This is a genomic window from Paenibacillus kobensis NBRC 15729, assembly GCF_004000825.1.
GTDB classification, from domain to species: domain Bacteria; phylum Bacillota; class Bacilli; order Paenibacillales; family Paenibacillaceae; genus Paenibacillus_T; species Paenibacillus_T kobensis.
The window spans coordinates 54,619-77,943 of sequence record NZ_BILZ01000017.1 but is presented as its reverse complement, the minus strand read 5'-3'; the positions used below and the strand labels follow the sequence as shown (position 1 = coordinate 77,943).

Sequence of the window (23,325 nt, the reverse complement as noted above, 5' to 3'; positions counted from 1 at the left end):
ATTATTATTATAGCTGCCGGCTGCATCGGGTCGTTATGATAAGGATGATTTACCAATCCATTATTTGAGGAGGAATATAATGATGAAACGCAAGAACAAGCTAGTGGCCAGCTGCATGGCAATCGCACTCTTATGCAGCACTTTATTAACAACGTCGGCATTTGCACAATGGGTATTCTCGGAACCGCTTACTTATTTCAACTCCAGCACGTGGCAAAAGGCAGACGGATACTCGAACGGCAACATGTTCAACTGCACATGGAGGGCCAACAACGTTTCGTTCACGTCAGGCGGACAAATGCGCCTAGCGCTCACGAGCCCGTCGTACAACAAATTCGATTGCGCCGAGTACCGCTCCACCAACAAGTATGGCTATGGCCTGTATGAGGTCAACATGAAGCCGGCCAAAAATCCAGGCATCGTCTCTTCCTTCTTCACGTATACGGGACCAACCGACGGCACCCCGTGGGATGAGATCGATATCGAGTTCCTCGGCAAGGACACGACCAAGGTTCAATTCAACTATTACACGAATGGCGTTGGCGGACACGAGGCAGTCATCAATCTCGGCTTCGATGCGTCGCAAGGCTACCATACCTATGCGTTCGACTGGCAGGCTGGCTATATCAAGTGGTACGTGGACGGCGTTCTGAAGCATACGGCTACGAGCAACATCCCTAAGAATCCAGGCAAAATCATGATGAATCTCTGGAACGGCACTGGCGTCGACAGCTGGCTCCAACCGTACAACGGCGCGAATCCGCTGTATGCTTATTACGACTGGGTGAAGTTCACGGGCAACTAACTTACCGTTAAATGTAAACGCTTTAAAAACGTAAGAGCGACCGCATTCTCAGCGACCGAAAAGGCAAACGCAACCCGCCTACTCTTCGCCAAGCATGCGGTCTTTATGCTGCTCACCACCACCCGATTGTGCAGAAAATCCTGCTCTAGCCCGCTCCCCCTCTGCTCACCGCCACCCGATAGTGCAGAAAAATCTGCTCTAACCCGCTCACCTCCGCTCACCGCCACCCGATAGTGCAGAAAAATCTGCTCTAGCCAGCTCCCCCCTGCTCACTGCCACCCGATAGTGCAGAAAAATCTACTCTAGCCCGCTCACTGGTGCTCACCACCACCCGATAGTGCAGAAAAATCTGCTCTATCGAACACCAAACAGCCCCTTGCCAAGCAAGGGGCTGTTGTCGCTGCCTTTTTTCTAGATCGATCCGATATTCACCAGGCTCACGTCCGTAATCGTAATCACGGTATGATCCGCATTCCCGCCCGGGATGTTGCCCATATCGAACGATATGCGGGAATTCATATAGCTGTCTGCCGTCGCATCGAATGTGAAGGTAAACGTCTGCTCGCCGGTCGTCAAGTCAACCTGCTGGCCATAGTATCCATGCCACTCGTAGTTGTTGGCCGCGTCAACCCAGCCAATGCCAAGGCCCATCTTGCGGGCCGTATCCGCCTTTGCTTTGAAGCTGAGCGTGTAACGCGAGCCCTGTTGGATTTTGAACCCTTCTTGAATCACTTGACGGTCCCACGGGTTGACGCCGACACTGCCGATCGAAGCTTCCAGCTTGCCGCTCGCGGCCGCAATCGACAGCTGACTCGCATCGTCCGCATACGAGAACCATCCCGTCGTTCCATTCGTGAAGTTCCCGTTCTGAATCAAGTTGACATTCATCGGCTGTCCGCCGCCCTCGGCAGACGGATTGACCTCATACAGAAGCACGCGGTCGATGGATACGGCCGCCGCTCCCGGCTTGCCGAGTCCGAACACGATTTCCGCCGCAGGATCGGTCTCTTCGCTCATCGTGAACGTATACTCATACCGTGTCTTCTGTGCGGTGAGCCCCGCCTCTTCGTCCAAATATTTCGTATACGGGCTGCTGCTCTCGGATACGGCGATTTGCATCGGTCTCGGCGCTGAAGCCGAGGCATCGACTTCGAGACGGTACGTCTTGCCCTTCTCGATATTCAGGCTGTACTGCTGCACCTGATCGTCCCACCATTCCGTGCCCGTGCCCGGCAATTGGACAACCAGTTCCCCTTCGCCGGAACGGCTCATCGTCGCATTGGTTCCCGTAACAAGATTCCACTCGGATAAGTCCGTTTCGAACCCGCCGTTGCGGACCTTGCTGGCCGACGCATCGATCCATAGCGTATTATAGTCTGCCCCTTCGAGCGTCAGGTAATAGTTCTTGCCCGGCTCAAGTGCGACAGGCTCAAAGTAGAGCGTCTTATACGTCTGCCAGCCGCCTGTCTCGCCGAGATTATAGACAGACTGCGATACGGTCGTTCCCGCTTCGTCCTTCACGCTGAGACGAATTTGCGAACCGGCTTTACCGCTTGCGACTCTGGCGCTCATCACGTAATCGGCCGCCCGGTCCACGCTGATTTTGTACTGCACCATGTCCCCTTCGTCCATATAGCCGACATTCTTGCCGCCTTCGCTCGCGTTCTCAAGCTGAACGCCCCGGAGTTCCCAAGCCTCCGCAGCCGCAATATGAGCGTATTCCTTGACGTGAATAGGCTTGCCGCGCTTCACCATTCGGACGTTATCAACGTACACCTTGCCTGCTGCCCCGCCAAACAACAGCTTAAGCTCGGCCTCTACGCTGGTTGCACCAGCGCCGATGACAATGTCCTTCGCATAGGTCTGCATCGAGGTTCCGATCTGAATCGTGCGTCCTCCGACCACTTGCACCGGATTGCCGCCCGAGACGGACAGTTCAACGTCAATGCTTCTTGCCTCCTCCGAACGTGCTTCGAAGGTAATGCCATACTCGGTATCCCCTTCAAGCGGTAGTCCTGGCTGGGAGATGGATACCGATTCAGGCGCAGCGCCTCCATCCTTGACATCGACAACCAACTGACGCTCCATAATCGGGAACGCCAAGAAATTGTTGACGCTAATCTGCGCCTGTGCGTCATTCCCAACGGCGTGTGACCAGAATGCGAGCCGATCCTTGCCTTGATCGAACGTTCCGTTATAGATAAAGTTGCCGTCAGAGAGCGTCCCCCGCACGCCAGGTCCGACCGGAAGCGGCGGTGCATCACCTGTCTCGATAATCTTCACGTTCGCAATATATACAGCGGCATCCGACTCGCGTCCGAGGTTGAACTCGAACCTTGCATTGTTATCGGTGCTATCGCGCATGTCGAATTCATATTCATAAGGCTGCCAAGCCGTCGTGAGCGAGAAATTGCGCTCGCCGGAATAGTTCGTCCAGTTCTTCTGGAACTGATTGACCTTCGACATGATTGTACGGTTCGCATCCGCTTTAGCCTCGAATGTGACCTTATAGGTTTTATCCGTCTGAACGTACAATGGCATCTGCGTCAATTGGACGGAATAAAGCTCGGTGCCGGCCTGGTCGATGGACACTTTGGCGACTTTGCCTTTCGACGGGTCATCGACTACCGATACGCTGCCCATTCCGCCTGCGTTCATAATAGACTGCCAGTTGTTTGGCACGCCTGCAGCATCCGTTCCTTCCGCGAAGCGCTCGTTGTAAATCAGATTGCCATCGGCTTGTGCAGGCCGCTGCTGTTCAGGCAGAGGCGGTTGTCCCGTCACATCCGGCCATTCGCTCAGCTTGTCATATTCGTAGACGCGGACGAAATCGACCTTCATCTCGTCCGATATGAAATCGGCGTTCGGCGATCCCGGCCAATCTCCTCCCACGGCCAGGTTGAGGATCATGTAGAACGGCCGGTCGAACGGCGCAGGGTACGTATAGTACTCCGGCTGGTCTGGCCCTTTCGTCCTCCAGTTGCTCACTTCCTGATAGAGATGTCCGTCCACGTACATGCGAATGACGCCTGGCAACCACTCGAGCTGGAAGTCGTGATAATCGTCAGCGAACGTCCGGCCTTCCGGCAAGACGTAGCTGTTCTGATCGGAGCCATGCGAGCCGTCCGGCTTAACGCTGTCATAATGAAGCGTTCCGTACGCGCGGCTGCTTCCAGCCCCACCGATCAGCTCCATGATATCGATCTCCCCTGAAGCAGGCCAGCCGCCGTAGTGAGACTCATCCGTCGGAAGCATCCAGAATGCCGGCCACATCCCTTGTTGGACGGGCAGCTTCGCCCGCACGACCATCTTGCCGTACGTCCAGTCGCCCTTGTTCTGCGAGATCAGCTTAGCGGACGTGTAGTTTTTCCCGCTCACGCTTTCCTTGCGCGCCTTAACGCTCAATACGCTTCGATCACCGTCTTGCTCGATCGATGCATTATTCGGGCTGTAATACTCGAGCTCGTTATTGTACACGACACCCGTATCCATTACCGTCCATTTGGACGAATCGACCGAGGTACCGTTGAATTCGTCATTCCATACCAACCGCCAATCGCTGTCCGGGATCGTCGTCGGCGCAGCAGGCGTCTCGCCCGCAGGAGCGGTCGGCACCGTTGGTGTCGTTGGTGTCGTTGGTGCCGTCGGTGTCGTTGGTGTCGTTGGTGTCGTCGGCGTCGTTGAGCCTCCCCCCGGCTGCAGGCTTGTCCGGTATCCGGCGCTCACTTCCTGCCCGTTCACCTTGACGCCGCCCGCCTCGACGGTCAGTTCGCCGATCGTTCCTTCGCTCGCAATCTCTGCCCCTGGAGCCTGAGGACTCACCATGAGCGACCCGATCTTGCTGTCAGCCGATACTTCAACGCGGGATGGCTGCTGCATCGACACACTTTCTCCTTCCGATCCGTCGATGAACACGACGCGGACCGGCTGGCCCTTCTTATCGATGATGACGGGCCCAATATGCGAGTGCTTGAACGTGACCGAATGACTGCCGCCGCCCTTAATCACTGTCGTTCCTGCAACCGTAACATTGTCGAGCGCAACGTCGCCTTCACCAATGCCTTCGGTCAGCAGCAAATTGCCGTGAACCGCCGTTCCGTGAATGACGGCTCCTTCCGACCGTACGATTAAGTTCCCTTCCACGTTAGGCGCATCGTATTCGCCCGGCTTCGTGATCATATCGGCGATCATGCCGGATAACAGGGCAGCTGATTCTGCCCTCGTAATCGGCGCCTTCGGGCGCAGCATGCCGTTATAGCCTTTAAGCTTCTTCTCGCCGACGAGGTAGGTAAGCGCTTTCTTCGAATAGCCGGAAATTTGCCCGTAATCTTGAAAGCCCTTCAATTGCTCGTCGGAGCCGGACGCCGGGGAGAGCTGGAATGCGCGGTCGAGCATAACTGCCGCGTCCTCTCTCGTTATCGAGGCACTCGGTTCAAACCGCGCGTCATCGAGCCCTTTCACAATCCCCGATCCGTAGGCGCGCATAACGGAATCGTAGTACCATGCATCGGAAGGCACGTCTTGGAATGACCCGTCTGCCTGTCCGGCGAATCCGAACGCACGGTCCAGCACAGCAATAAATTCCGCCCGGCTGATTGGCTTGCCCGGCTCGAAGAGACCGCTTTCATAACCGTTCATCAAACCGAGTTCTTCCATACGTTCAACGTCATGCAGCGCCCAATGGCCCTTTAAATCTTGGAATTCGGACGCTGGCTTCTGTTCCGCTGCCGTCTGACTGGCATATGCCGCCGGACTGATGACGGTCAGCAGCAAGCTGCTTGCCGCAATCGGAGCTAACCACTTCTTCATTGTCATATCCCCCTAAAGATAAGTGTGACACTTGTAAACTTCGAATACGCGAGAGCAGTATTCAACAACAATGTATAAAACGTGCATGAGGCCGCTTGCGCGGCCCTATGCACGGCTCTCTCCCAAAATGAACTACTCTTTCACTGCCCCAATTACCATGCCCTTAACGAAAAACCGTTGAAGGAACGGATAAACGAGCAGGATCGGCAATGCCCCGATGAAAATTTGCGCCGCCCGTACCGTACGCTGCGAGATGTTCTCCAGTTGCTTCGGATCGACGTTGATTTTGGAGAAATCCTGCTGCACGATAATCGTCTGGAGAAGCGAAGCTAGCGGATAGTGCTTCGTATCCGACATGTAGATCATGCCGTCGAACCACGAGTTCCACTGATACACCATCGTGAACAGCGACAGCGTCGCGATTGCGGGCATGGACAGCGGGACGAAGACGAGGACGAGCGTCTTCAGTTGGCCCGCTCCGTCCAAGTAAGCCGCCTCTTCCAGTTCCCGCGGCAGTCCCTTGAAGAAGTTCATCATCAGAATGATGTTCCACACCGATACCGCACCGGGCAGAATCAGCGCCCAGATGGAATTCATCAGGCCCAGTTTTTGTACGAGAATGTAGCTTGGAATAAGTCCGCCGCTGAACAACAGCGTAAAGACAAAAAACCAAATGTATATCGAACGTCCTCTGAACGCGTGCTCTTCTTTGGACAATGGAAATGCCGTCAGCAGGACGAGCACCATGCCGATAACAGTCGCCAATATCGTTCGCTGCACCGATATCCACAGCGATTGAAGGAAGTTCGTATTGCCGAACGTCTTCTCATAAGCATCCGTCGTAAATCCCTTCGGCCAGAAGCCGACAAGGTTCGAAGAGGCCGGCGCCATGCTGCTGAACGAAACGGCAAGGATATGAATGATCGGAAGAACGCACAGCAGTGCAATGGCCCCCAGCATCAAATAGTTCCCTGCACTGAACAGCCGGTATCCAAGCGTTTTGTGGTACATAAAATATAAACCTCCTAAATAGTTAACCGCATCGGAAGACGACGCTTGAACCTCTTCTAGAACACTCGATAGTTCGCAAGCTTATAAGCCAGCCGGTAGGATAGAACGATCAGAACTGTGCCGACGACTGATTTGAACAAGCCAACGGTCGTTGCGAAGCTCATCTTGCCATTCAAGATGCCGAGCCGGTAGACGAACGTATCGATAATATCTCCCTTCTCGTATACGAGCGGGTTGTACAGATTGAATACTTGGTCGAACCCGGCATTCAATATATTGCCGATCGACAGCGTTCCTAGCACGATCGCCATCGGCATCAGCGCAGGAAACGTAATATGAATCGTCTGCCTCAGCCTCGTCGCGCCGTCGACCTCCGCCGCTTCGTAGAGGGCCGGATTGATGCCTGCCAGCGAAGCCAGGAACACGATCGTCCCGAAGCCGAACTCCTTCCATACGTCGCTGACGATAATCGTCACCCGGAACCAATCCCCGTCCCCGAGGAAAAATACTGGTTTGCCCCCGAGCGCCGTGACCAGCTTATTCACCATTCCTCCGTCCGGAGCCAATATATCGAGCAATATGCCGCCCAGAATGACCCACGACAGAAAATGCGGCAAGTATACGAGCGTCTGCGTCATCCGCTTGAATCCGATATTTCGCACTTCGTTCAGCAGAACGGCGAACAGGAAAGGAACGACCAAGCCCGCAGCCATTTTGAAGAAAGCGATAATGAACGTATTCCAGATCACCTGGTCGATATCGGGATACTTGAACAGGAAGCGGAAGTTGTCCAGCCCCACCCACTTGGAGCCGGTGAGGCCCAGCCACGGTTTAAAATCCTGAAACGCGATCACGATGCCGGCCATCGGTAAATATTGAAAAACAATCGTCAGTATAATAGCAGGAACCAGCATCATATGTAACGGCCAATTTCTTTTAATATCCCATTTTTTTCTACTTATTTTCAAAGACAGCTGTTCACTCTCTCGATTTATTGTTAATTCTTTCAACTAAATACCTCCATGTTCTTACAAATATTTTTCTTTTCATCCCACATCACTTGTAATATATTTATTATAGCAACGGTAATTCCCGGACTATATCCTAATATTGCAACAACAGTATTGATATTTTAACTAAATGGAGGATGCATCCTCATGCGGTGGCGTTCTAATGTTTTCACCAAAATCTCACTCCTCGTCCTGCTGCTTCTCATCCCGGTCATCTCGCTCTACACCTACTCCAGCGAAGAAAGTGTAAGCGTTATCGAGAACGAGATTCAAAGCAACACGAACAACCGGCTGTCGATGTTCGCCTCGCAGGTAGAATCGAATATTTACCAGCTTTCGCTATATGGCGTCTCGATCGGTCAGGACTCCAGCATCCAAGAGTTTCAACAGCCGGACACCGGCAACTCGTATGACCACGTTAAGCTGAGCAGCGCTGTGCTGGAGAAAATGAATCTGTATACGGCGGCGAGCCGTTGGCATTCCGTTATTACGCTTTATTTCCCGCGCAAAAGCGAGGTCATCTCGACCGACTATTACAACGCGTATACATACGATGAGAAGGAGTTCTCGAAGCCGTTCCCTCGCACCTGGCATTTCGGGGGAGGCAGCTTCACGTGGTACGCGACCGATCCGATCTCGGCATGGTCCAATCCGGGCAGCGCGCGGCTCATCTCGAAGATCAGCTTCCCGGTCAGTCAGTTGACCGCCCTCCTCGACCAGAACAAAGTGAACAATAGCGGCGATCCATTTCTCTTCCATGCCGGATTCGGAACGCTCCGCAACGGTTCGGCTAACGAAGGCTTAATCGCGGAATTGGCGAAGCAGCTGAACACCGTATCGCTGTCGGACAACGGCGGCTTCAAAACGAAGCTAAGCGGCACCGAATATTACGTGTCGTACATGAGGTCGGCAAGCCTGGATTGGTATTACGTCGACTATGTGCCGGTACAGCGTATTTTGAGCCCGATCACGAATAGCCGCACTCTGTTCTATTCGTCGATCGCAGTCCTACTCGTGATGAGTCTCGTTGTCGTATTCGCCATCTACCGAAGCGTTCAAGTTCCGCTCCTGCAGCTCGTTCGAGGCACGATGAGGGTATCGTCGGGTGACTTCTCCGTCCGGCTCAGTCCGAAAGGAAATTCCGAATTCAGCCTGCTCATCGGCCGCTTCAACATCATGGCGGGGCGGATTCAAGAGCTGATCGAGAACGTGTACGAAGAGAAGCTGCGGCGGCGCGAAGCGACACTGAAGCAGCTGCAATCCCAGATCGATCCGCATTTTCTGTACAACTGCCTGTTCTTTATCAAAAATATGGCGCGCATGAGGAACGAAGAGGCCGTCGTCGCCATGTCGCTCAATCTGGGTGAATATTTCCGGTACATTACCCGTTCGGAGAACGATCTCGCCACGGTCCGGGACGAGCTCAACATGGTGAATAACTATTTAAGCATTCAATCGCTTCGGATCGAGCGCATGACTTATACGATCGATATTCCAGATTGCTTGCTGGATAAGTCGATAACCCGTCTAACGCTGCAGCCGGTCATCGAGAACGCGATTATTCATGGCTTAGAGCCACGGGCCGAGAGCGGCGCGATTCGAATAGCCGGGACGTACGAGGACGGATTCTGCACCATTACGGTCGATGACAGCGGGGTCGGCATGACGGAAGAAGCATTGGCCCAGCTGCAGCGCAATTTGACCAAGCCGCTTGACGAGAACATGGGCTGCGGGACGTGGAACGTGCATCAAAGGCTGACCCATCTTTTTGGCGAGGAGGCGGGCTTGTCCTATTCCCGCTCCAGCTTAGGCGGAGTCCGAACCGTGATTACTTGGAAAGACCATAAGAAAGAGTAGGTGAATCAAATGTTGCAGCTTTTATTGGTAGACGATGAGCGTTGGGTGGTGGAGACGCTCGCGGAGACGATTCCCTGGGAGACATGCGGAATCGGTACGGTGCATGAGGCATTATCCGGCGCAATGGCGCTGGACATTCTGGACAAGCATCCGATCGATATCGTCATTACCGATATCCGCATGCCTGGCATGTCGGGCATTGAACTCATTACAATCCTGCATGAACGATGGCCCCATATTCGTTCGATTTTGTTGTCCGGCTATGCCGATTTCGAATACGCGAAGCAAGCGATTACGCAGCAAACGTTCGATTATTTGCTCAAGCCCGTCAGCGACGATGACCTGATTCATTCCGTGAAGCGCGTCGGGGATCAAATTCGCAGCAAGTGGGCAGAAGTCGCTTCCGTCCGGAAGGCGCTGTATGCGTTTCAAGAAAATTTGCCGCTGCTCCGCTCGAATACGCTCAATGAGCTCCTGCAGGGCAAGTCGTACTCGGACAGCTCGTTAGCCGATAAAATGAAGCTGCTCGATCTGCCTTTCGCCGCTGGCGATCATACCGGCATGATGCTTATTCGGATGGAGGAGTATTTCGCCGAGCTTCCCGTCCAAGATCTTGCGCTGATGGAATACGCAATCTGCAATATCGTGAACGAGCTGATGCACGGCGATTATGAAATCTGGCATACGAGGGATGCTCACGAATATATCGTGTTCGTCGTCAAGCCGCGCAGCGTCAATGGATCGTCCTATCCGTCCGACAAGCAGCATCCGAAGCTGCTTCTCGAGCGGTATGCCGCTCAAATTCAGACGAACGTACACACATACCTGAAGGGCGGCATATCCGTTCTCGTCGGCGGCTGGGGAGTGTTCCCTTCTCAAACGCAGCAAATGTATGAGCATGCGGTCGTCACTATGCGCAGGCATATGGGACAAGGCCAGGGCTTGTTCGTCACCTCGGCCCCTGAGCCATCCTCGCAGCGATCTGTGCATACCGTATGGCCGCTGTATGAGCCCCCTACCCTGCACAGCTTGCTGGATGCAGGACGATTCGAGGACGTGGAGCATAAGATTCTGCACATCTTCCGCGGCTTGCTTCAAGAAGATGCCGGCCAGGACATTTCCGAGCAGCTCATTGAGACGTATCATCTGCTCGCGGGCGCCTTCGCGTACATTATTCATAAGAACGGCAGACAGCTGTCGAACATGCTGCCGCCCGAAGAGGTGAAATACTTCCGTACGCCGACGTACACCACGGCAACGCAGCTGATGGATTGGTCGATCCGGATTCTGCACCGTATCAAGGAGGATGCCGTGCAAGAGCAGAAGGACAATCATAGCACCATTGTCCGCAGCGTCCGCAGCTTTGTCGATTTCCGTCTCGCTGGCGACGTATCGCTGCCGGCGATTGCCGATCATGTCCATCTGCATCCCGTATACCTGTCGAAGGTGTACAAGGCCGAAACGGGCGAAGCGCTGACGGAATACGTCTATCGGCTTCGAATGGAGAAGGCGGCTTTCCTCCTCCGCACGACACCGTCCAAAGTGCTCGAGATTGCCGAGGCGGTTGGCTATAACAACACCGCCTACTTCATTCGCGTATTCAAGAAGTTTTTCGAGGTAACGCCGCAGGAATACCGCGATCAAGCGCAAACTTAACGTCGATAAGCGCAGCAAAAAGCCGATGCCTCAGGTCAATGACGACCTTGGGCATCGGCTTCTTCGTTACGCCGGCTATCTGATTCTTATTTTGCTCCGCCGCTAACGGATTGGTACCACTCGTTGACTTCCTTCGTAATTTGGTCGCCGCCGGAAGATTTCCACTTGTCGACAAATTTATCGAATGCATCAAGCGACAGCTTGCCGTAAATGATTTGCGATACCGTATCTTTCTCCAGCTTAGCCAGAATATCGTTGCTCGTCTGCATCGTTGCCGTCGGCGCACCTGTGAACATGGACGGAATAACGATGTCCTTCTGGCTCATTACGATCGAAGCTGCTTCGAGCATCGCCTTCGACGTGCTGGAGGCAAGCTTTTTCTCAAACGGCGTTGACGGAGCTTCGCCGCCCGCAATCTTGGACAATGCCGCCATGTTCAGGCTTGGAATACGCGCACCATCGAATGTAAGCGTGTATTTCTCCGGCGCATAGCCGCCCGTGATGGCTACATCCGTCACCGGCTTGCCGTCCACCATCGCATAATCATAGCCTTCCGCCAGACCGTTCTCGAATTCCCCGCCGGCCTTCGGGTTCGCGTAGTTGTCGAACAGGTAGTTCTGATAGGTAAAGAACGCTTCTGGATTAGCCATGTCTTTGTTGATCAGAACAACGCCGTTGCCATTCGGCGTTCCGCGTCTGCCCGCTTTGCCGTCTGGACCCGATGGGATCGGATAAGCCTTGTACTGCGCGTCCTTATTGTTTTTCTTAACGTCCTCAAGCGGCCATGCCGGCATCCAGTGCGGGCCGACGACGATACCTGCTTTGCCTGCCGTGAAGTCTTCCGCCGCCTTCGCCTCGTCGTACAACCCCGCCTCTTGAGGCAGATAGCCTTTGGACATCCAGCTTTGCAGCGTGCCGAGCGCTTGCTTCGCGCCTTCCGTTACCGAGCCGTACTCCAGCGTGCCGTCCGCCTTCTTGTTCCACTGGTTCGGCATCGTGCCATAGGCACCGAATACCCAACCCGCATCCGACATCCACGTATTAATCCAGTTCTTGAAGCCGATTGCAAGACCGTACGTATCCTTCTTGCCATTGCCGTCCGGATCTTGGTTCGTGAACGCCTCCATCACTTTCTCCAGATCGTCCAGCGTCTTCGGAGCGGACAGGCCCAGCTTCTGCATCCAATCCTCGCGAATCCACATGACCGGATCGCCGTTATACGCATAGTCCAGAATCGGGATACCGATCCGCTTGCCGTCCTCCATGTATGGATACCATACCGTCGGATCCTCGTTCATCGCATCTTTCCAAGTCTGGCTGGCGTACTTGTCGAACAATTCGCCCGCATCGATGAACATGCCCGAATCGATCAGCTCCCGAACGAGGTTGAAATCGCCCCGGTACGAAATGACGTCCGGCATCTTTTCATTCGTCGCAAGCGTCAGGCGAAGCTTCGTCTCGAACGCGTTATTCGTCGAAGGCGCGGTCCATAGATTTTTCAAATCAATCCCCAGTTTGTCGTGCGCCCACTTCGTATGAACGTTATTGTTCTCGTCCTCGCCCGACTTGAACTTCACGTCCGGTCCCCAAGGACGCAAATAGGTGATCGTAACCGGCGGATCGAACTTGCCGTCCTTCAAGCCGCTGCCGTTATCTGTATTCGCGCTGCCCGTATTGTTCGTTTCGCCCGTAGCCGATTGCGCCGGTGGCTTACTGTCAGATGATTGGCTGCCGCATCCGCTTGCAACGGCCATGATCGACACCATGCCCGCCATGAGCGCTACTGGCAGCCGTTTTCTTTTTAGTTGGTTCATCTGGTTTTCCCCCTGTGAGATCAGTTAGCTTACATCGCTAATATTAAGGAGTTCGCCTTCGGCAGCCTATACTAAGATTGCAACATTAGTTGTACTTCTTTATCATATTGCAAATTGAATATGTATCTTAAAATTTGTATCCCTCTCATCATACTTGGTATGTTTAAACGATACAATCGACCAGTTAATTACATTTAAAAACTAACGTCCCGTTCGTAGCAACGCACCTATTTGACGCATCTACGCCAACTTCGGGCCACTTAGGTGCCTAAACGCACCTATTTGACGCGTCTACGCCAACTTCGGGCCACTTAGGTGCCCAGACGCACCTATTTGACGCATCTACGCCAACCTCGGGCCACTTAGGTGCCCAAACGCACCTATTTGACGCGTCTACGTAACGTACAAATTTCCAATTGGAATATTATTTTATATCATGTTAGCATTCGAATTGCACCAAATATAGTATAAAAAGGAATGATACTCTATGGAATTCAAACTCGAAACATTGCCGCAATACCGTCTCGCCTATGTGAGGCAGACCGGGCCGTATGGTCCGGGGAACCTCCAAGCCATGGGGAAATTAAAAGAATGGGCGCAAGAGCGCCAGTTGCTTACTGAATCGGCGATCCTGCTTGGCATTCCGCAGGACAACCCGCAGACGACGCCTCCCGAGAACTGCCGGTATGATGCGTGCATCGTCATTCCTAGCGACCTCACGCTCGATCAACCCATCGTCGGCGAGCATGTTTTTAACGGCGGTAACTATGTGATTTATACCGTTAAACACACAGCGGAAGACATTCAACAGGCGTGGCACACTATTCCTGCCCACCTGCACAGCAGCGGGTTCATATTGGATAATAGACCGATCGTTGAACGATACGCAGGTGACATGCTGCTCAACGATTATTGCGAGATCTGTGTGCCTGTGGCTGACGTTCATTGAAAAGTTAAAAGGCTGCCATGTGGCAGCCCCTTAGTTTCCTGCTTTACAGCCGGTTCTTTCTAAGTTTGTAATAATTGAATTTCTTATTTTCGATTTCAATATCGCTTTGTAATTCAAACCCGCAATTTTGTATCACTTTATTCGATGGAAGGTTACGTATCTGAGCGATAGCAATAAGTTCCTCAACGTTTGTATGATCAAACAAATATTTGATTAATCCTTTTGCAGCTTGAGTAGAGTATCCCTTATTTCTGTGGTCATTAGAGATCCCATAATAAATCTCTCTATTGGGAGGTGATACTTTATCCAACATCGCTGTACCGCAGACCCCTATAAACCGCCCAGATTCTTTAGATATTATACCCAATCGCAAACGCAGTTCTCCAATTTCTCCGTCTTTGGATACTGCTTCTAAAAACCGTTCATTATCTGGGATTTCATAATTCTTGATCCAATCTTCCCGTTGCTCCTTGGATACATTCCAATCTATTAAAAATTCATAGAAGTGAGGTTGCCAAGTAACATTCTGTAGATCGTCTAAGTCCTCAACCTGATACTCCCTCAGAATGATATCCCTGCACTCAATTGTAAAGATGCTTGTGCTCATATCTTGTAAGCTGCTCATATGATCCTCCTGAGGGCCAACTCTAAACGTTTTCCATTAATCATTATCACGAAATAAGTTCTTTATTTACAATGTCTCCTCCGACGGTAATCTGATAGCCGTTGAGATCACGGAATGTAAACTCACTCCAATGATTGGTGTAATTCGGTTCTCTAACGATGGTTATATTTTTTTCCATTATTTCTCGAGCTATCAAATCAACTGCATTCGTATAACAAAATACATCAAAATATTGTTCCTCATATCTGGAACTGATTGGTTTCACCTCATCTTCTTCTTTAGCCTCAACAAGAATAAGAGTCAGTTTACCTCTCGAAACATGGTGGTGAAGCACCTTGTCGCCGATCACTTCATATTTGAAACCTAAATCGGAATAAAACTGAACGGTTTGTTCCATATTTTTGACTAACAGGACGAAAGAAGAACCATTAATGATAATCTCTGACATAGTGAACACTCCCAAATAAGAATCATATCAAATCAAGATTATCTTCGCTTTAAACCCAATAAATTCCTTCCCTGGATATGCACTTTCCAATAAAACTGCTCTTTAGCGCAACAAGCCCCCGATTAATCGGCAGTCAGTTCGTCGTTATGCTATCGTCTCCCGAGGGAGTTCGGGCCCTCCTTCACCCCTATCCAATCCGCTGCAGCGACTAGCTCAAATATTGGGTCAGATGAACAGTGATATTCCAAAAGAAAAAGAAAATACTGCTGTACTAGTAGATGCATTCATTAAGGAAATGTATTATAGCTTTATACAACAATAATTTTATACATCGCCTGCCTTTTATAAGGTAGAAAGAAGGAGCGTTTATATGGAATATCATGTTTCCATACATGGGAATGATCAGGCAAAAGGAACATCCGATCAGCCCTTCCGTACAATATCACGAGCTGCGGCTCTTGCCATGGCTGGCGATACGGTTGTCGTTCATGCCGGAGTATACAGGGAATGGGTTAACCCGGCTAATGGAGGAACAGCGGAGCATAGAATCATATATCGATCCGCTGGAGACGGAGAAGTAGTCATTACAGGAGCTGAACGAATTACCGACTGGAAGTCTGAAGGAGACAATGTTTGGAGCACGGAAGTACTCAATTCCATGTTTTCCGTTCGTAATCCCTTTGAAGTGGAGTTGAGCGGAGACTGGGTGTTTGACGGGCCCTTCCCGGTTCATCTTGGTGACGTATATTTGGATGGCAAATCTTTGTATGAATGCGATAGTGTTGAAAAGGTTCATAAGCCCGAAGTTTGGCCGGAAGCCAAATATCCCGAGGACTCGCTGTTGCAATGGCATGCTGAAGTTGGTTCTTCGACGACCAAAATCTGGGCCAATTTCGGCGGGAAGGATCCTCGTAAGGAAAATGTAGAAATTAATGTCCGTCCTTATTGCTTCTGGCCTGAGAAACCAGGACTTGACTATATTACTGTAAGCGGATTCACTCTTCGTCAAGCCTCTCCTCAATGGGCGCCGCCTACTGACTACCAGGAAGGCTTGATCGGACCTCACTGGAGCAAGGGTTGGATTATTGAGAACAATACGATCAGTGAATCCAAATGCGTTGGCATCAGCCTAGGTACCGAAATCGGTACGGGCCACACTAAGTCTTCGGACAAGCATATTAAAGGCGGTACTCAACGTGAGCAGGAGGTTATTCTGCGGGCATTACGTTCCGGCTGGCATAAGGATAGAATCGGCAGTCACGTCGTTCGAGGTAATGTGATTCATGATTGCGAACAGGCAGGTATTGTGGGTCATATGGGGGCAGCCTTCAGCCGCATTTATCAGAACCGTATTTACAATATTCACCACAAACGACTCAGACACGGTGCCGAAGTAGCAGGAATCAAACTGCATGCTTCCCTGGATACTCAAATTAGTGAAAATACAATCTATAGCTGTTACCGTGCGCTTTGGCTTGACTGGCAGGCACAAGGCACCCGCATCAGCCGCAATGTATTTTATGACAACCTTTCTGAAGACTTATTCGTTGAGGTTTGCCATGGTCCGTATATGGTCGATCACAATCTGTTCCTCTCTCCCATGAATTTCAGAAATATGGCGCAGGGCGGAGCTTTTGCCCATAATTTGTTTGCAGGCAGATTTGTAGTTCGTTCCGAGATTACCCGTATTACGCCGTATCACTTCCCCCACGAGACGGCAATGGCAGGGTACTCCAATATCACTGGAGGCGATGACCGATACTACAACAATATCTTCTTAGGGGATAATGCTGCTAATAAGGAGCCTGTTCCAATAACCTTTTTCGAGCATCTACCACTTAAACCAAGGGATGCCGTTGGAGAAGACGGGAAGACGGTCATGGATGGTGTTCCGGACAATTCCATTTGCTATCTTCATGCTGTGGGACTGGGGGGTTACGACAAACACCCTGATGTAAAAGATAAGAAATGGTGGGAATACACCAGAGAGGAGCTTATTGAGCTTGGCGATGCCGCCAAGGATTTCTTTATCGGAAATGCAGTTCTTCCGGTGGCTATGGGCGGGAATTTATATCTGAACAATGCGGTTCCAAGCAGTCATGAATCCAATGCGAAGATATATGCGCAGAAGGGCATACAAGTTGAGATAAATCCTGCGCAAGGCAAGGTGCAAATTCAGATCCATGAGCCCGAATGGCTTCGGGGAGCCTCTGCGATGCTGGTTACCACTGACCTGCTTGGCAAAACTTATCACGCCGATATGAAGTATGAGGAACCGGACAGCACTCCATATCGTCTCGACTCCGACTTGTTCGGAAGAAAGAGACCTGATGCAGATGTCACACCCGGTCCGTTTGAATTGACCGACAATGGTACCATTGATTTTGAGTTCTAGTTTATTATGGAGGATCCAGTCATTTATGATTGGATCCTCCTCTTATATCAGTAGGCGATACCCACACGTGATTGGATAAAGTCACTATTGTTTATTTGGCTATATGTAAATTGCGCTGTATCCGGCACAGATATTTCAACGCCGCCTTCCGGCAAAAAATGACGTTCTACGCGATAGTTACCCACGCTTTCTCCATCCGGCAAATACGTAGGACAGACAATCGTCCATTCGAGTGTTGATTGTTGCAGCATCTCGTAAACTTTATGATGTTCTTCTGCTGCACGGGTTGTCTTCCGCTTTGATTCGCTTGACTGATATCGCAGTAAATTAGGGGCGGTTCTACTTTGCAGGATGCCAGCAGTTCCTACAGTTATAATTCGTTGTATACCTTCGTTGTTCATTGCTTCGATAAGTAGCGGCATACTTTCTGATAGAGTAGTTGTCCCGTCCGTATTCAACGCGCTAATCACTACATCAATCCCATGTGTTGCACGTACGATATCATCTTTATTTAGAACATTTCCTTGTATTATAGTTAGCTTCTCATTGTTCATTTGAATCTTCTCCGGAGTGCGAACTAATACAGTAACACGATGTCTGTCATGAAGGGCGTAAGTAACGATGTGACCTCCGACTCGTCCAGTTGCCCCCAAAATTAAAATATTCATGCGAACGAACCTCCTCTTACGAAAACAAATATGACTCAGTAATTAAAAGTTATTATATCGTCTATATCAACTAATAGGGGCTTCTATTTAGTGAGGCTTAGGGAAACTGCCCGTAGGCTTAATGAAAAATGGAGCAGCTGCCGCCGGCAAACTGCTCCATATATATCCCGAACCGTTCTGAAACTACTTTTATTGAAAAGCTCAATATGAACACCTTCTCATAGATCGCTATGCTATAGGTTTACGCTTCTCATATCAGGATAACGGGTTCCGAAGGCCGCTCCTTTGGGAGCAGCTTCATCGATACGCGCCAAATCCTCTTTCGTCAGTTCGATCGCAAGAGCGCCGATATTCTCCTCCAGGTACTCTCTGCGTTTCGTTCCCGGAATGGGTACAATGTCGTTTCCTTGTGCCAATAACCAAGCTAAAGCCAATTGGGACGGCATTACGCCTTTCTCGGCGGCAATTTCCTCCACACGTCTAACGAGTTCCAAATTCTTGATGAAATTATCTCCTTGAAACCGGGGCGAGAACCGTCGATAATCGTCTTCCGCCAAGTCTTCGAACTTTTGGATTTGACCCGTAAGAAATCCCCGTCCGAGCGGACTGTATGGAACAAATCCAATTCCGAGTTCTCGGCAAACCGGTAAGATCTCATCCTCCACGTCGCGGCTCCAGAGCGAATACTCTGTCTGCAGCGCGGAGATCCGGTGTACCGCATGTGCACGCCGAATGGTCGTTGCAGCGGCTTCGGATAACCCGATATAACGGACTTTGCCTTCGCTCACCAGTTCGGACATAGCGCCGACCGTTTCTTCAATCGGAGTAAGAGGGTCTACCCTGTGCTGATAGTACAGATCGATATAATCAACGCCAAGACGGCGAAGACTGGCGTCACACGCAGCTTTTACATATTCCGGACGGCCGTTGACGCCCAGGAATTTACCATCTTCGCTTCGCATATTACCGAATTTTGTTGCCAAAATAACTTCGCCGCGGCGCCCTTTTACGGCTCTGCCGATAAGCTCCTCGTTTTTTCCTACGCCATACATGTCGGCCGTGTCCAGTAAAGTGACTCCAAATTCTATTGCTCTGTGAATGGTCCGGATGGCCTCTTCTTCATCACGTCCGCTGTAAAAGTCTGACATGCCCATGCAGCCGAGTCCGAGTGCCGACACCTCTAAGCCGCTGTTGCCTAACGATCTTGACTTCAAAGTCATTCACACCTTTCTATCCAATAATGGGTCAAATAGTCATTTATGTTCAGCCATATTCATCATACATCTTAAAGTACACTTTAAGGCAAGCGTTATTTATCTTCCGCTCTCATGACAGGATTTACGGCGAGAAATGCACCTTTACAGCAGCCGGTTCCCAACACCGTTTCGGCTTACTGTAACGATAACCGCGCTCCGTCAAGTAGAGTGTATCACCGCCGTAACCGCACCCAAGATCGATAATAGCGTCTTTCTTTGCTCCAGCCAGAAACGTTTCATAGGCATCGAGCCTATTGGTCAAGGAACCTCGGACTCTTGACCGTGAACGGCATTGCTCACAGCTGATTCCTCGAACCCACTTAACAGCAGAAGGAGCAGCTGCCGCACAGCGGCAAACTGCTCCCAGATCACTCAACTAACGTATCCCGTATGCCGCGGCTTCGGGCGACTAACGTCATGACGAAGCAGCTAAGCAGCACGATACATGCTAACATATACGGATAGTTAATGTTGATATCGAACAACGCCCCTGCAACGATGGGACCCGCAATATTCCCAAGACTCGTAAAGGCAGAGTTCAGACCGGCAACATAACCTTGTTGATCCTTAGCCAGCTTAGACATCTGCGTGCTGATCGCCGGACGCAAAATATCGGTTGCGAGAAAGACGATAAAGGTAACGGCAAAAATAATCCAATACTTGTGTACGAACAGCGTCACGAGAATAAACACTCCTGCAAAGAGAAGACAGACCGATATGACTCGCGCCTCTCCAAACCGGTTCAAGATCCAGCTGAATGCAGTAACTTGGACGACCGCACCGGCAATGGAGCCGAACGTCAGAATAAAGGCGATATCTTTGGGCCCGAAGCCAAACTTATGATCGAAGAACAGTCCGAACAACGTCTCGAAATTCGCCAAGCCGAAGGACATGACGAACACGAGGACGAGGCCCATAAAGTACGGCTCCCGGTACGAATGGACCAACTGATAAAACAGGCTGCTCCGCTGTGCAGTTGATGCTGCGTCATCAATAACTGCCGCCTTCGCAGGCCGTGACTCCTGCAGGAACAGAATCGTCACGCACGCAGCCGCGATACCCGCAACCGCCGCGCTATAGAATGGAACTCGGATACCGAATTCGGCAATATACCCGCCTATCCCCGGTCCGATAATAAAACCCGTCGTAATCGCTGCTGTAATGTAACCCATTCCCGCTGCCCGGTCTTCTTCTGACGTGACGTCAGCAGCGTAAGCCATTACGGCCGGCATAACGAGTGCAGCACTAATGCCGCCAAGCATCCGCGAGACAAACAGCAGCGTGGATGTTTCTGCAACTCCGAACAGCCACTCGGTCACCGCGAAGTTCAACATGCCGATGACGATCATTTTCTTCCTGCCGTAAGTATCGGACAACCGGCCCGCTAAGGGAGAGAACATCAGCTGGGTCAGGGAGAAGGCTGCCACAAGCAGTCCCACCACCCATCCCGTAATGCCAAGCTCCTCCATGAACTTCGGCATAATCGGAATGGCGAGTCCGATTCCTGTAAAGACGAGAAACAAGTTCAACATCAGAATAAGCACGGCTCCGCGCTTCTTCAATAAGATTGCCATTCTTCTTCCTCCAGCCCTGCAGCGTTCGTCCTTTAACCTCATCCGATATCAATTTCCTTGCTGCAGCAACCGTGTCCATCAAGGTTAAGATAGCCCCGGCCTAATTCTTTCATACACTCCTCAACGTACACGCTTTCTTGCGTATGATTGGGAAAGTTGTCCCGCAAAGCAAAAAACCACCCCTTTCGGGGTGGTTCATGATTGGCAGTATGGCTGGATCATTAAGCCACTTTCGTTTTCTTCTCTACTTCTTTCATAATCGATTCTCCCTCGACATCGATGTTCGGCAGCAGCTTATCCAGCCATTTCGGCATATACCAAGCCGCCTTGCCCATCAACGACATGACGGCAGGAACGATCGTGAGCCGAACGATGAAAGCATCGAATAGTACGCCGACGGCGAGCGCCATGCCGATCGATTTGATCATCGCATCCGGCGCAAGCATGAAGCCGACGAATACGGAGATCATGATAAGTCCCGCCGCAATGACGACTCTGCCGCTGTCCCGCACACCATCCAAGATTGCGCGGCGCGGATCGCCGGTATGCGCGTAAACCTCCCGCATTTTGCTCACGAGGAAGATCTCATAGTCCATCGCCAGTCCGAATAAAATCCCGATCAGAATAACCGGCAGGAACGCCAGAATCGGACTGGAAGCCGGGAAGCCGAACAGGCCGAGCAGATTGCCGTCCTGTACGACGAATACGACGAATCCGAGCGTAGCGCCGAGCGACAGCAGGAATCCAAGCACGGCTTTCAATGGAATCAATAGGGACCGGAATACGAGCACCAGCAGCAAGTACGCCATGACGACGATCAGAGCAGCAAAAATCGGCAGCGCATCGTTCAGCTTTTGCGCGATATCGATATTCATAGCCGTCGTGCCCGTAACCATTAACTCGATTTGATTCGCCTCCACCGTCTCATCAGACAATGCCCGAATCGCCTTCACAAGCGACTTCGTCTGCGTATCGTCAGGTCCGGTCTGCGGAATAACCGTCATTACATATAACTGTCCGGATGGTCCCGGGAAAGCTGGCGTCACATTCAGAACACCTGGAAGCGCCGATATTTCCTTCGCAATCTCGGCTACGGCTTGCGGAGTGCCCTCCGTCGGCTTGTCCGCCTTCGCCGCGACGATGAGCGAAGCGTTGAAGCCTTCGCCATACCCTTCCGTCAGCAAATCATAAGCTCTCCGCTCCGTCGTATCCGTCGACTTAGCTGTGCCATCGGATGGAAGCCCGAGGTTGATGTGGAAGAATGGAACGGCAATGACAGCGAGCAGCGCGATCGATACAAGGGAGACAACGAGCGGACGCTTCGTGACGAATTCGCCCCACCGGTTCGAAGAAGCCTTCTTCTTCTTGTTCTTGTTCGTTCCCGTTAAGCTTCCCAGCCATTTATTTTCCTTGGCTGGCGTAAGCTTATGACCAATCATGCCTAATACAGCCGGCAATACGACAACGGAAATAATAACGGTCGTCACGACGCACAGCGCTGCGGAGTAGCCCATCATCGATAAGAACGGAATATTCGCCACGGACAATCCCAAGAGACCGATGACAACCGTAACGCCTGCGAATACGACAGCGCTGCCGGCTGTTCCGTTCGCGATCGCAACCGATTCCGGTACGGAATAGCCTTGGGCAAGTTGCTGCTTGAACCGCGTCATAATGAACAAGGCATAGTCGATGCCGACGGCAAGTCCGATCATCGCTGCCAAGGACAACGACACGTTCTGAATTTCGATAAAATTAGAACCGATGACGATCAGCAGCATGCCGACGCCTAATCCGGCCCCCGCCGTTAAGATCGGCAGACCAGCTGCCACGAACGACGCGAAAGTAATCGCCAGAATGAAGAAAGCAACAATGATACCGATGACCTCGACCAGCGGTGTCTCCGACTCTGAGAGAACGACGTCGCCTCTCGCTTCCGTCTGAATACCAGCTTCTCTCGTATGCTCCATTTGGCTGAGGATATGTTCCTTCGTCTCTTCCGCAACCTCTTCGGCCGCGACTTTGAACGTAACCTCTGCATAGCCGAACTGTTTGCTTGGGCTTATGTTCTGAAGCTGCACTGGCGTTGCCACGCCCGCGACACCCGCATCTGTACCGATGTCATTCAGCATGGCCGTTATCGCCTGCTCGACGTCGGCTGACTCCATTGTCTTATCATCCGGCGCTTTGAACACGATTTGAATCTTCGAGCTTAGATTCGCCGCTCCGGCAAACTCCTCGCTAATGACCTTGCCCGCGCGGTCCGCCGGTGTATTCGGTATCGTCAGCTCTTTGCTGAATGCGGAACCGAGACTAAGCGTCGCGATGCCCAGAACGATCAGGATCGCCAGCGTGCTGAACAGTACGCCCTTCCTTTTGTTCACTGACCACTGGCCTAACCGATACAAATATTTTGCCAAGTTAATCTCCTCCTATCCCATATCCAAA

The 23,325-nt window shown here is 51.5% G+C and carries 16 protein-coding genes; 5 read left to right on the top strand and 11 right to left on the bottom strand.

Features of this window, described 5'->3' with window-relative positions:
- The first annotated feature begins 115 nt into the window (after nucleotides 1-115).
- Complete coding sequence (bglS, locus tag PKO01S_RS12380; protein ID WP_246070551.1) at nucleotides 116-805, top strand: beta-glucanase; 690 nt, start codon at nucleotides 116-118, stop codon at nucleotides 803-805.
- A gap of 411 nt (nucleotides 806-1,216) precedes the next feature.
- On the opposite strand, the gene PKO01S_RS12375 is transcribed toward bglS, so the two are convergent.
- From PKO01S_RS12375 to PKO01S_RS12365, 3 genes are all read right to left on the bottom strand, one after another.
- Nucleotides 1,217-5,614 (bottom strand): carbohydrate binding domain-containing protein, encoded by a 4,398-nt coding sequence (locus tag PKO01S_RS12375; RefSeq protein ID WP_127531657.1) that lies wholly within the window; start codon nucleotides 5,612-5,614, stop codon nucleotides 1,217-1,219.
- 132 nt (nucleotides 5,615-5,746) lie between these two features.
- On the bottom strand, nucleotides 5,747-6,625 hold the full coding sequence (locus tag PKO01S_RS12370) for a carbohydrate ABC transporter permease (RefSeq protein ID WP_127531656.1): 879 nt from the start codon (nucleotides 6,623-6,625) through the stop codon (nucleotides 5,747-5,749).
- A 56-nt stretch (nucleotides 6,626-6,681) separates the two neighbouring features.
- Complete coding sequence (locus PKO01S_RS12365; RefSeq protein WP_127531655.1) at nucleotides 6,682-7,542, bottom strand: ABC transporter permease; 861 nt, start codon at nucleotides 7,540-7,542, stop codon at nucleotides 6,682-6,684.
- A gap of 240 nt (nucleotides 7,543-7,782) precedes the next feature.
- On the opposite strand from PKO01S_RS12365, the gene PKO01S_RS12360 reads away from it, so the two are divergent.
- Nucleotides 7,783-9,492 carry a sensor histidine kinase gene (locus PKO01S_RS12360; protein ID WP_127531654.1) on the top strand — a complete coding sequence of 570 codons (1,710 nt, stop codon included), beginning with the start codon at nucleotides 7,783-7,785 and terminating at the stop codon, nucleotides 9,490-9,492.
- A gap of 9 nt (nucleotides 9,493-9,501) precedes the next feature.
- Entirely contained in the window at nucleotides 9,502-11,148 is a 1,647-nt protein-coding gene (locus PKO01S_RS12355; protein ID WP_127531653.1) for a response regulator, read from the top strand.
- Between the two features lie 86 nt (nucleotides 11,149-11,234).
- Here the strand turns inward: PKO01S_RS12355 and PKO01S_RS12350 are convergent, their stop codons facing one another.
- The gene (locus PKO01S_RS12350; RefSeq protein ID WP_127531652.1) at nucleotides 11,235-12,962 is read right to left on the bottom strand and encodes an extracellular solute-binding protein; all 1,728 of its coding nucleotides are present in this window, start codon (nucleotides 12,960-12,962) and stop codon (nucleotides 11,235-11,237) included.
- Between the two features lie 487 nt (nucleotides 12,963-13,449).
- On the opposite strand from PKO01S_RS12350, the gene PKO01S_RS12345 reads away from it, so the two are divergent.
- Nucleotides 13,450-13,911, top strand: a complete 462-nt coding sequence (locus tag PKO01S_RS12345; protein WP_127531651.1) for an AraC family transcriptional regulator — start codon at nucleotides 13,450-13,452, stop codon at nucleotides 13,909-13,911.
- 43 nt (nucleotides 13,912-13,954) lie between these two features.
- Here the strand turns inward: PKO01S_RS12345 and PKO01S_RS12340 are convergent, their stop codons facing one another.
- Both PKO01S_RS12340 and PKO01S_RS12335 read right to left on the bottom strand, forming a co-directional pair.
- On the bottom strand, nucleotides 13,955-14,536 hold the full coding sequence (locus tag PKO01S_RS12340; protein ID WP_127531650.1) for a GNAT family N-acetyltransferase: 582 nt from the start codon (nucleotides 14,534-14,536) through the stop codon (nucleotides 13,955-13,957).
- 46 nt (nucleotides 14,537-14,582) lie between these two features.
- Nucleotides 14,583-14,984: a VOC family protein gene (locus PKO01S_RS12335; RefSeq protein WP_127531649.1), complete on the bottom strand. Its 402-nt coding sequence runs from the start codon at nucleotides 14,982-14,984 to the stop codon at nucleotides 14,583-14,585.
- A 370-nt stretch (nucleotides 14,985-15,354) separates the two neighbouring features.
- Here PKO01S_RS12335 and PKO01S_RS12330 point away from each other — a divergent pair, with 370 nt between their 5' ends.
- Nucleotides 15,355-17,379 carry a right-handed parallel beta-helix repeat-containing protein gene (locus tag PKO01S_RS12330; protein WP_127531648.1) on the top strand — a complete coding sequence of 675 codons (2,025 nt, stop codon included), beginning with the start codon at nucleotides 15,355-15,357 and terminating at the stop codon, nucleotides 17,377-17,379.
- Nucleotides 17,380-17,426: 47 nt separating this feature from the next.
- On the opposite strand, the gene PKO01S_RS12325 is transcribed toward PKO01S_RS12330, so the two are convergent.
- From PKO01S_RS12325 to PKO01S_RS12305, 5 genes are all read right to left on the bottom strand, one after another.
- Nucleotides 17,427-18,047, bottom strand: a complete 621-nt coding sequence (locus PKO01S_RS12325; protein WP_127531647.1) for an NAD(P)-dependent oxidoreductase — start codon at nucleotides 18,045-18,047, stop codon at nucleotides 17,427-17,429.
- Between the two features lie 233 nt (nucleotides 18,048-18,280).
- Nucleotides 18,281-19,261 (bottom strand): aldo/keto reductase, encoded by a 981-nt coding sequence (locus tag PKO01S_RS12320; protein ID WP_127531646.1) that lies wholly within the window; start codon nucleotides 19,259-19,261, stop codon nucleotides 18,281-18,283.
- Nucleotides 19,262-19,385: 124 nt separating this feature from the next.
- On the bottom strand, nucleotides 19,386-19,565 hold the full coding sequence (locus PKO01S_RS12315; protein ID WP_127531645.1) for a methyltransferase domain-containing protein: 180 nt from the start codon (nucleotides 19,563-19,565) through the stop codon (nucleotides 19,386-19,388).
- A 106-nt stretch (nucleotides 19,566-19,671) separates the two neighbouring features.
- On the bottom strand, nucleotides 19,672-20,877 hold the full coding sequence (locus PKO01S_RS12310) for an MFS transporter (protein ID WP_127531644.1): 1,206 nt from the start codon (nucleotides 20,875-20,877) through the stop codon (nucleotides 19,672-19,674).
- 221 nt (nucleotides 20,878-21,098) lie between these two features.
- Nucleotides 21,099-23,297 (bottom strand): MMPL family transporter, encoded by a 2,199-nt coding sequence (locus tag PKO01S_RS12305; protein ID WP_127531643.1) that lies wholly within the window; start codon nucleotides 23,295-23,297, stop codon nucleotides 21,099-21,101.
- Nucleotides 23,298-23,325 lie beyond the last annotated feature (28 nt).

Bases quoted from the DNA above. Each gene is read 5' to 3' on its own strand.
- PKO01S_RS12350 (WP_127531652.1), bottom strand. From the start codon at position 12,962: ATGAACCAACTAAAAAGAAAACGGCTGCCAGTAGCGCTCATGGCGGGC.
- PKO01S_RS12330 (WP_127531648.1), top strand. From the start codon at position 15,355: ATGGAATATCATGTTTCCATACATGGGAATGATCAGGCAAAAGGAACA.
- PKO01S_RS12340 (WP_127531650.1), bottom strand. From the start codon at position 14,536: ATGAGCAGCTTACAAGATATGAGCACAAGCATCTTTACAATTGAGTGC.
- PKO01S_RS12370 (WP_127531656.1), bottom strand. From the start codon at position 6,625: ATGTACCACAAAACGCTTGGATACCGGCTGTTCAGTGCAGGGAACTAT.
- PKO01S_RS12365 (WP_127531655.1), bottom strand. From the start codon at position 7,542: ATGATGCTGGTTCCTGCTATTATACTGACGATTGTTTTTCAATATTTA.
- PKO01S_RS12345 (WP_127531651.1), top strand. From the start codon at position 13,450: ATGGAATTCAAACTCGAAACATTGCCGCAATACCGTCTCGCCTATGTG.
- PKO01S_RS12355 (WP_127531653.1), top strand. From the start codon at position 9,502: ATGTTGCAGCTTTTATTGGTAGACGATGAGCGTTGGGTGGTGGAGACG.
- PKO01S_RS12310 (WP_127531644.1), bottom strand. From the start codon at position 20,877: ATGGCAATCTTATTGAAGAAGCGCGGAGCCGTGCTTATTCTGATGTTG.
- PKO01S_RS12375 (WP_127531657.1), bottom strand. From the start codon at position 5,614: ATGAAGAAGTGGTTAGCTCCGATTGCGGCAAGCAGCTTGCTGCTGACC.
- PKO01S_RS12335 (WP_127531649.1), bottom strand. From the start codon at position 14,984: ATGTCAGAGATTATCATTAATGGTTCTTCTTTCGTCCTGTTAGTCAAA.
- PKO01S_RS12325 (WP_127531647.1), bottom strand. From the start codon at position 18,047: ATGAATATTTTAATTTTGGGGGCAACTGGACGAGTCGGAGGTCACATC.
- bglS (WP_246070551.1), top strand. From the start codon at position 116: ATGGCAATCGCACTCTTATGCAGCACTTTATTAACAACGTCGGCATTT.
- PKO01S_RS12360 (WP_127531654.1), top strand. From the start codon at position 7,783: ATGCGGTGGCGTTCTAATGTTTTCACCAAAATCTCACTCCTCGTCCTG.